Below are 8,841 nucleotides of genomic sequence, written 5' to 3' on the forward strand. Positions count from 1 at the left end.
CGCCACCACTGCCATGACCACGACGACGACACCCTCCCGCGGGCGCCGCCGCGCCCCCACCCGTATGAAGCGGGCGGCGGGCAAGGCCTCGGCGCTGCAGAAACCGCGCGTCATCCTCGCCCTGCTGCTCCTGCTCGCGCTGACCAGCGTGATGCTGCTCGACGGATATCTGCGCGCCGAGGTCGGCGGCGACCAGCGGGTGCGCACCGGCGCCAGCGCCAGCAAGGTCCCGGACAAGGTCCTCGACGGCGGCCCGATCCTCACCTTCCGGGGCGGCCAGGCGACGACGGTGTCCGTCCCGGACAAGACGATCGCGCTCACCTTCGACGACGGCCCCAACCCGACCTGGACACCGAAGGTCCTGGAGATCCTCGAGGAGTACGACGTCCCCGGCACGTTCTTCGTCGTGGGCTCGATGGTCTCCCGCTACCCGGGCATCGTGAAGACGATGGTCGACCAGGGCAACGAGGTCGGCATCCACACCTTCACCCACGTCGACCTCTCCTACCAGAGCGACGCCCGCGTCGACCGCGAGATGCAGCAGACCCAGCTCGCGCTCGCGGGCGCGGCCGGCATCACCACCACGCTCTTCCGCGCCCCGTACTCCTCCGAGACGGACGCCATCGACAACTACAGCTGGCCCGTCTACAAGGAGCTCGGCGCGGACGGCTACACCAGCGTCTTCGTCGACACCGACAGCGACGACTGGAAGAAGCCCGGCGTTTCGAAGATCATCAAGTGGGCCACGCCCGACGACGACGAGGGCGCCTCGGTCCTCTTCCACGACGCGGGCGGCGAGCGGTCGCAGACCATCACGGCGCTGCCGAAGTACATCAAGAAGATGAAGGCGAAGGGCTACACCTTCACCACCATCAGCGGGGTGCTGGAGGACCAGAACGGCGCCGGCGCGACCGCGAGCGGCCAGAACACCGGCGGACAGCAGGCTTCCGGCTCCGGCGCGGGGGCCGCTGCGGGGCAGCAGAACGGTCAGCAGCCCGGTGGCGCGCCGAACGGCGAGGGCAACGGGTACGGGAACGCCGGCACGGGCAACGGGAACACCGGCACCGGCTCGGTGGCCGCCCGCAACCCCCTCCAGGCCGCCCACCGCGAGGCCACCGGTGTCACCCTCTACGAGGGCAAGGCCCTCATCGGAGCGGTCGCCCTCGCCGAGTGGACGGTCCCGGCGCTGTCGGTCGGGCTGATGGTGGTCGGCGTGGCCGTCATGGGCCGGTTCGGGATGATGCTCATCCTGGCCCGCCGCCACTACCGGCTGCGCAACAAGCGCCGCTTCAGCTGGGGGCCGACGATCACCCGGCCGGTCAGCGTGATCGTCCCGGCGTACAACGAGAAGGAGTGCATCGCCAACACCCTCCAGTCGCTGGCGCAGAGCACCCATCCGATCGAGATCATCGTGGTCGACGACGGCTCCACGGACGGCACGAGCGAGATCGCGCGGGACGCGGCCGCCTCGCTCGGCATGCGGAACGTCCGGGTCATCCGGCAGGAGAACGCGGGCAAGCCCGCCGCCCTCAACAACGGTGTCCGCAACGCCAGTTACGACATCGTCATCATGATGGACGGCGACACCGTCTTCGAGCCGGACGCCGTGCACCAGCTGGTGCAGCCGTTCGCGGACCCGAAGGTCGGCGCGGTCGCGGGCAACGCCAAGGTCGGCAACCGCAACACCGTCATCGGCGCCTGGCAGCACATCGAGTACGTGATGGGCTTCAACCTCGACCGCCGGATGTACGACCTGCTGCGCTGCATGCCGACCATCCCCGGCGCGATCGGCGCGTTCCGGCGCGATGCCGTGCTGGAGGTCGGCGGCATGAGCGAGGACACCCTCGCCGAGGACACCGACATCACCATCGCCATGCACCGCGCCGGCTGGCAGGTCGTCTACCAGGAGCACGCCAAGGCCTGGACCGAGGCGCCCGGCTCGCTCAAACAGCTCTGGTCGCAGCGCTACCGCTGGTCCTACGGCACCATGCAGGCGCTGTGGAAGCACCGCAAGTCGCTGACCGACAAGGGCCCCTCGGGCCGCTTCGGCCGCGTCGGCATGCCGCTGGTGGTCCTCTTCCAGATCGTCACGCCGGTGTTCGCCCCGCTGATCGACGTGTTCACCGTCTACTCGATGATCTTCGTCGACTTCCAGGCGGCCCTGCTGGCCTGGTTCGCGGTCCTCGGCATCCAGCTGGGCTGCGCGGCGTACGCCTTCCGCCTCGACCGGGAGAAGTACCGCTACCTGCTGATGATGCCGCTCCAGCAGCTGGCCTACCGCCAGATGATGTACCTCGTCCTCATCCACTCCTGCATCACCGCCCTCACCGGCGGCCGACTGCGCTGGCAGAAACTGAAGCGGACCGGCGAGGTCGGCACCCCGGCGGGGGTGAGCGGATGAGCTGGGAACAGCAGCAGGCGTACGGGTACGACCAGCAGCAGTACGGCTACGACCAGCAGCAGTACGGGTACGGCTACGGGCAGCAGCAGCCGCAGTACCCGTACGCCTATGAGGAGTACGGGCAGCAGCAGCCGCAGCCGCAGCAGCCGCCGTACCCCGAGTACGTGCCTGCGCCCGAGGCCACGGCCCCCCTACCGGTGGTGGAGCCGGATCCGGAGCCTGAACCGGTGGCACCGGGTGCCGATGCGACGGACGCCCAGGAGACCAAGTCCGCGGCCCCCACCCGGGACCGCTACTTCGACACCCTCAGGGCCCTGGCCCTGATCAGGGTCGTCACCTATCACACCTTCGGCTGGGCCTGGGCCGGCATGGTCTTCCCCTCGATGGGGATCATGTTCGGCCTGGCCGGCACCCTCATGGCCAAGTCCCTGGAGCGCCCGGCGGCGAAGGTGATCAAGAGCCGGCTCCGCCGGCTGCTGCCCCCCTTCTGGTTCTGGGGCGTCTTCGTCGTCCTGGCGATGCTGATCCACGACTGGATGCCGAACTGGGAGATCGTCTACTGGATCGTCCCGCTGGGCGACCCGCCGGGCAACGCCTGGGGCGAGCAGGCCTGGGAGATCCTCTGGTACCTGCGCACCTACCTCTGGTTCGTGCTGCTCTCCCCGCTGCTGCTGCGGGCCTTCCGGCTGGCGCCGCTCCCGGTCCTCGCGCTGTCCCTCGCGCCGATCCTCGTCCTGAACTTCGTGTGGTCCGGCCCCGACAACCGGCTGGGCAGCGCCCTGTGGGACCTGTCGACGTACCTCTTCTGCTGGATGCTCGGCTTCGCGCACCGCGACGGTGTGCTCCAGAAGCTGAAGCCGGCCCTCGTCGTCGTGCTCTCGCTCGCCGCGGTCGGCTTCGGCGGCTGGTACGCCTTCGCGCACCAGGCGGACTTCGGCACCTACGACCTGGACGAGAACCCCCTCGCGCAGGCCTTCTGGTCGGCGGGCTGCGTCCTGCTGCTGATGTGGGCGAAGTCGTACTTCGGCATCGACTTCGCGTGGCTGACCCGCTTCCGCCGCACGAACCGGATCGTCACCGTCTTCAACGCACGCGCGGTCACGATCTACCTCTGGCACGAGATCGCCCTGATCCTCGCCGTCCCGCTGATCGACCAGTTCTGGAACGTCCCGGCGTTCGAGAAGTACCTGCCGCTGGAGAGCCAGTGGTTCATGTTCGGCATCGGCTGGGTGCTGATCGCCCTCTTCGTCCTGCTGGCCGGGTGGGTGGAGGACGTGGCGGCGAAGAAGAAGCCGAGGCTGCTGCCCTGAGGGTGTCCTGCGGCCCGCCGGAGCCGTGCTGCAAGAATGGCGAGGTGACCCGCGCTTCCCTGAACAAGCAGCCCCACGAAGTCGCCTCGATGTTCGACCGCGTGGCGGAACGGTACGACCTGACCAACGACGTGCTGTCGCTCGGCCAGGACCGCAGATGGCGCAAGGAGGTCGCGAAGGCGGTCGACGCCCGCCCGGCGCAGAAGGTCCTGGACCTCGCCGCGGGCACGGCCACCTCCTCCCTGCCGTTCGCGGCGACGGGGGCGTACGTCGTCCCCTGCGACTTCTCCCTCGGCATGCTCCAGGTCGGCAAGAAGAAGCACACCTGGCTGCCGTTCACGGCCGGGGACGCGACCAGGCTGCCGTTCAAGGACGACACCTTCGACGCCGTCACCATCTCCTTCGGCCTGCGCAACGTGCAGGACACCGACGCGGCCCTGCGTGAGATGCACCGGGTGACCCGGCCCGGCGGACGGGTCGTGATCTGCGAGTTCTCGCACCCGACCTGGGCGCCCTTCCGCACCGTCTACACCGAGTACCTGATGCGCGCCCTGCCCCCGGTGGCCCGCGCGGTCTCCTCGAACCCGGACGCCTACGTCTATCTCGCCGAGTCCATCCGGGCCTGGCCCGACCAGCCCGCGCTCGCCGAGCTGCTGCGCAAGGCCGGCTGGTCCCGGGTGGCCTGGCGCAACCTCACGGGCGGCGTGGTGACCCTCCACCGGGGCTTCAAGCAGGCCTGAGCGCTCTCAGGACCGGGCCATCAGAGCGCGACGGGCTCGAAGGGGTCCCTGGGGCGGTCCAGTTCGCGCTCCAGACCGCCTCCGCCCGGTCTCGGCACGCGCGGCTCCCGTACGCCCGCGCCACCACCGCCCTCGCCCTCGGCGAAGTCGAACCACACGGTGACGACCGCCCCGCGCGGCACCTCCACCCCGGGCGGCGGGTACTGCCGTACGACGTAGTCGACGACGGCCCGGTGGAAGTCGGGCCGGTCCGGTGCGGCCAGCAGCACGCCTTGCGCCGTGGCCGTCTCGCGCGCGTCCACGGCCATCAGGCCGACGAACCGTGGCACACGCACTTCGGGTGTCTTGGGCGGTATGAGCACAGATGTCACCCCCAGCGATACTGGAAGGGTAACCGCACAGGTGTGCCGTCCGGAAGCGCTGAGTGTCCATCCGTGACTTCTCGCTACCCAGCGTCACCGGCGCCGGGGCGGCGGGGCGTCAGCGGGGCTGGAGGTCCAGCCGGTAGCAGTGCCCCTTCCGCTTCCCCTCCGGCGAGGTGAAGACCTCCGCGAGCCGCATCCCGAGGCGCTGGGTGACGGCGATCGAGCGGGCGTTCTGCGCGTCGACCATGGCCACCACCGTCGGCACGCCGGCCGCCCGCACCCGCTCCAGCGTCATCTGCGCGGCCGCCGTCACGTACCCCTGCCCCCAGTGCTCCCGCCCGAGCCGCCACCCGATCTCGATCTCGCCCCGGGGGCCCCAGTCCGCCGGCCACGGCTGCGCCCCCGTGAAGCCGATGACCCGGTCCTCGCGGTCCAGCATGGTCCACAGACAGAAGCCGTGCTCGGCGTCGTGCCGGCGCTGGCGGGCGGTGAGTTCCTCGTAGGCGGAGAGCTCGGCGGACCGGTGGCCCTGGAACTCCATGACGTCCGGATGATCGAAGATCCGGTGCCACGCGACCGCGTCCTCGTCCGTGGGGACACGCAGCCGTACTACGGGGAGAGCTCGGTTCACGGGGCAGCCCTTCAGCCGGGTGATCAATTCTGCTGAATAGACTGCCCATGTCCAGTGCCGGCCGGCACGCAGATTACGAACTTGGGGAGATCCCGCCGTGACCGAGCCCCACTCCGAGTCCGCCTCCGAGTCGCTCTCCGCGAACACCGCCGACGTCATCGTCGTCGGCGCGGGGCCGGCCGGCTCCACGACCGCGTACTACCTCGCCAAGGCCGGACTCGACGTACTCCTGCTGGAGAAGACCGAGTTCCCGCGCGAGAAGGTCTGCGGCGACGGTCTCACCCCGCGCGCCACCAAGCAGCTCGTGTCGATGGGCATCGACATCTCCGAGGAGGCCGGCTGGCTGCGCAACAAGGGCCTGCGCATCATCGGCGGCGGGGTGCGGCTCCAGCTCGACTGGCCGGATCTCGCCTCCTTCCCGGACTACGGACTCGTCCGCAAGCGCGACGACTTCGACGAGCAGCTCGCCCGCCAGGCCCAGAAGGCCGGGGCCCGGCTGTACGAGCGCTGCAACGTCGGCGCCCCGATCGTCGACGACCGCACCGGCCGGATCATCGGCGTGCACGCCAAGCTGGGCGAGGAGAAGCGCGAAGTCACCTTCCGCGCCCCGCTGGTGGTCGCCGCCGACGGCAACTCCACCCGGCTGTCGCTGGCGATGGGCCTGCACCGCCGCGAGGACCGCCCGATGGGCGTCGCGGTCCGCACCTACTTCACCTCCCCGCGCCACGACGACGACTACCTGGAGTCCTGGCTGGAGCTGTGGGACCGCCGCGGCCCCGGCGAGGACCGTCTCCTGCCCGGCTACGGCTGGATCTTCGGCATGGGCGACGGCACGTCGAACGTCGGTCTCGGCGTCCTGAACACCTCCGACTCCTTCAAGGAACTCGACTGGCGCGAGGTCCTCAAGGCCTGGTGCGCGTCGATGCCGCAGGACTGGGGCTACACCCCCGAAAACATGACCGGCCCGATCCGCGGCGCCGCCCTCCCCATGGCCTTCAACCGCAAGCCCCACTACACCAAGGGCCTGTTGCTCGTCGGCGACGCCGGCGGTCTGGTGAACCCCTTCAACGGGGAGGGCATCGCGTACGCCATGGAGTCCGGGCAGATCGCCGCCGAGGTCATCGTCCAGGCCCACGCCCGCGCCACCCCCGCCCAGCGCGAGCTCGCCCTGCGGCGGTACCCGCAGATCCTCGCCGACACCTACGGCGGCTACTACACGCTCGGCCGCGCCTTCGTGAAGCTCATCGGCAACCCGAAGGTCATGAAGATCGCCACGCAGCGCGGGCTGACCCACCCGATGCTGATGAAGTTCACGCTGAAGATGCTCGCCAACCTGACCGACCCCACGGGCGGCGACGCGATGGACCGCATCATCAACGGTCTGAGCAAGGTGGCCCCGAAGGCCTGACAGCTCCTACGGACGACGCGTAGGGCCGCAGCCCCCGAGCGGCTGCGGCCCTTACGTGTGTGTGGGTGCTGTGGTGGCGGGTCTCAGAGGACGCGCACCGCACCCGTCGCCGGGTATCCGGAGAGTTCCTGGATGACGACGCCCTTGGAGGGGTTCGCCGCGTCCAGGTACTGGCCGTTCCCGATGTAGACGCCCACGTGGTAGGCGGAACCCTTGGCGCCCCAGTAGAGGATGTCGCCGACCTGAAGGTTCGACAGGGAGACGTCGGTGCCGGACATCGACTGGTCCTGGGAGACGCGCGGCAGGTCGACGCCGACCTGCTTGAAGGCGGCCTGGACCAGGCCCGAGCAGTCCCACGCGTTGGGGCCGGTGCCGCCCAGGACGTAGGCGTCGCCCACCTGTGCCTTGAGGAAGGCGATGACCGTGGCCACACTGCCGCTGGCGGGCGCCGAGGCGGTCGTGGTGGACGTGGAGAGGGTGGAACGTCCCGCGGAGCGGGAGGCGGCCTCCGCGGCGGCCACACGGGCCTCCTCCGCCTTCTTCTTCGCCTCCGCCTTCTTGGCGGCGGCGAGGTCCTTCGCGGCCTCCTTGGCCGCGGCGGCGGCGGCCGCGTCGCGCTCGGCCTCGAGCTGGTAGTTCGCGGCGGCCTGCTGCGTCGCCTGGGCGGACTGCGCCACCTGGGCGGCCAGGTCGCCCGTGAACACGGGCAGTTCGAGCGTCTGGGTCACCGGCTCGGCGGCGCTGGCCGATCCGGCCGCCGTGGCGACCGCCAGCGTGCCGAGGACACCACTGGCGACTCCGGCCCGCATCGCGATGTTCGACGCGCTGCGGCGGGGCTTCCGGTGGCTGCGTATGTGAGCGGTGTGGGACATGAGTCCAACCGGTATCAGGGGCTCCTCCATACCTTCAAGAAACGTGTCCTGCGCCACATTTGTTCAACGCGAGCCCCAAATACCCTTCGCGCCACTCTTTATTGACGCCGTAACGGACATTGTGGACAAGGGTGTTCAGGCCTGTGATCATGGCCTTTCGCTGTTACGTCCGAATTGCCCTCGGCCTACCATCGGCGGGGATCGTTGGCCAAGCCCGGTTCTCATGGGCCTCTCATGGATGTGGCGGAGGTCACGGAACGGTCACCGGAATGACCGCGTCACGCGCGTAGATCACCTTCGTCCCGCTCGTGAACGCGTGCACGCGTCCACATCTCGCCCCGGGCCTCCCTCCGGGGTGTGAACGCGTCCCTCTATCAAGCCGGGATGTCCAACACCAATTTGCATGCAAGGGAAGCCTCTTGATATGGAGACGCCCCTCGCGGCCTGCGGTGACGAGCGCAAATGTCACTTCTTGTGATCACTCTGGCGCTTCCCGTACGAAGATCGCCGCCGATATGACTTCATGATCCTTCGTCAGGTGGTGGAGATCACAAAGCTTGTGCAATACCCCGTGTCGCAGATCACAGAGCGGCGGGCATAGGATGCGAGGCAGTTGGGCTTGTGACCTGCTTCACATGTTCGCGATCTTCGTTGGGACACGCGGGGTTCGTGGGATGCGTGGGGCGGATGTGAGCCCAGTGCCATCGCCAGCAGTCAGTGCCGACTGAGAGGAGCGAGGAGCGGTGAACGCCTATGCGCCCATCCTCGTACTGGGAGCCCTCGGGGCAGGCTTTGCGATCTTCTCCGTGGTCATGGCCACGCTGATCGGGCCGAAGCGGTACAACCGCGCCAAGCTCGAGGCCTACGAGTGCGGAATCGAGCCGACCCCCACGCCGGCCGGCGGCGGGCGCTTCCCCATCAAGTACTACCTGACGGCGATGCTCTTCATCGTCTTCGACATCGAGATCGTCTTCCTCTACCCCTGGGCCGTCACCTTCGACGCCCTGGGTGTCTTCGGGCTCGTGGAGATGCTGCTCTTCGTGCTCACCGTCTTCGTCGCCTACGCGTACGTCTGGCGGCGCGGCGGCCTGGAATGGGACTGAGGGGCCTTTAG

At 69.1% G+C, this 8,841-nt stretch carries 8 protein-coding genes; 5 read left to right on the forward strand and 3 right to left on the reverse strand.

Annotated features, from left to right (window positions below; all coding sequences use genetic code 11):
• The first annotated feature begins 13 nt into the window (after positions 1 to 13).
• Genes ACYQ8Q_RS27075 through ACYQ8Q_RS27085 form a run of 3 tightly spaced genes read left to right on the forward strand, consistent with a single transcriptional unit; the run spans position 14 to position 4,451 of the window.
• On the forward strand, positions 14 to 2,401 hold the full coding sequence (locus tag ACYQ8Q_RS27075) for a bifunctional polysaccharide deacetylase/glycosyltransferase family 2 protein (RefSeq protein WP_460068461.1): 2,388 nt from the start codon (positions 14 to 16) through the stop codon (positions 2,399 to 2,401).
• Positions 2,398 to 3,711, forward strand: a complete 1,314-nt coding sequence (locus ACYQ8Q_RS27080; protein ID WP_460068463.1) for an acyltransferase family protein — start codon at positions 2,398 to 2,400, stop codon at positions 3,709 to 3,711. Before ACYQ8Q_RS27075 ends, ACYQ8Q_RS27080 begins: the two co-directional genes overlap by 4 nt.
• 44 nt (positions 3,712 to 3,755) lie before the next feature.
• Positions 3,756 to 4,451 (forward strand): demethylmenaquinone methyltransferase, encoded by a 696-nt coding sequence (locus ACYQ8Q_RS27085; RefSeq protein WP_460068465.1) that lies wholly within the window; start codon positions 3,756 to 3,758, stop codon positions 4,449 to 4,451.
• A gap of 20 nt (positions 4,452 to 4,471) precedes the next feature.
• On the opposite strand, the gene ACYQ8Q_RS27090 is transcribed toward ACYQ8Q_RS27085, so the two are convergent.
• A complete protein-coding gene (locus ACYQ8Q_RS27090; RefSeq protein WP_460068466.1) occupies positions 4,472 to 4,786 on the reverse strand; it encodes a PASTA domain-containing protein in 315 nt (104 codons plus the stop codon).
• 145 nt (positions 4,787 to 4,931) lie between these two features.
• Complete coding sequence (locus tag ACYQ8Q_RS27095) at positions 4,932 to 5,447, reverse strand: GNAT family N-acetyltransferase (RefSeq protein ID WP_460068468.1); 516 nt, start codon at positions 5,445 to 5,447, stop codon at positions 4,932 to 4,934.
• Positions 5,448 to 5,544: 97 nt separating this feature from the next.
• Here ACYQ8Q_RS27095 and ACYQ8Q_RS27100 point away from each other — a divergent pair, with 97 nt between their 5' ends.
• Positions 5,545 to 6,855 (forward strand): geranylgeranyl reductase family protein, encoded by a 1,311-nt coding sequence (locus tag ACYQ8Q_RS27100; RefSeq protein WP_460068470.1) that lies wholly within the window; start codon positions 5,545 to 5,547, stop codon positions 6,853 to 6,855.
• Positions 6,856 to 6,938: 83 nt separating this feature from the next.
• Here ACYQ8Q_RS27100 and ACYQ8Q_RS27105 read toward each other — a convergent pair whose 3' ends face one another.
• Positions 6,939 to 7,757, reverse strand: a complete 819-nt coding sequence (locus tag ACYQ8Q_RS27105) for a C40 family peptidase (RefSeq protein WP_460068472.1) — start codon at positions 7,755 to 7,757, stop codon at positions 6,939 to 6,941.
• Positions 7,758 to 8,470: 713 nt separating this feature from the next.
• On the opposite strand from ACYQ8Q_RS27105, the gene ACYQ8Q_RS27110 reads away from it, so the two are divergent.
• On the forward strand, positions 8,471 to 8,830 hold the full coding sequence (locus tag ACYQ8Q_RS27110) for an NADH-quinone oxidoreductase subunit A (protein WP_007383963.1): 360 nt from the start codon (positions 8,471 to 8,473) through the stop codon (positions 8,828 to 8,830).
• Positions 8,831 to 8,841 lie beyond the last annotated feature (11 nt).

The sequence above is a fragment of the Streptomyces sp. YKOK-I1 genome (assembly GCF_054660435.1).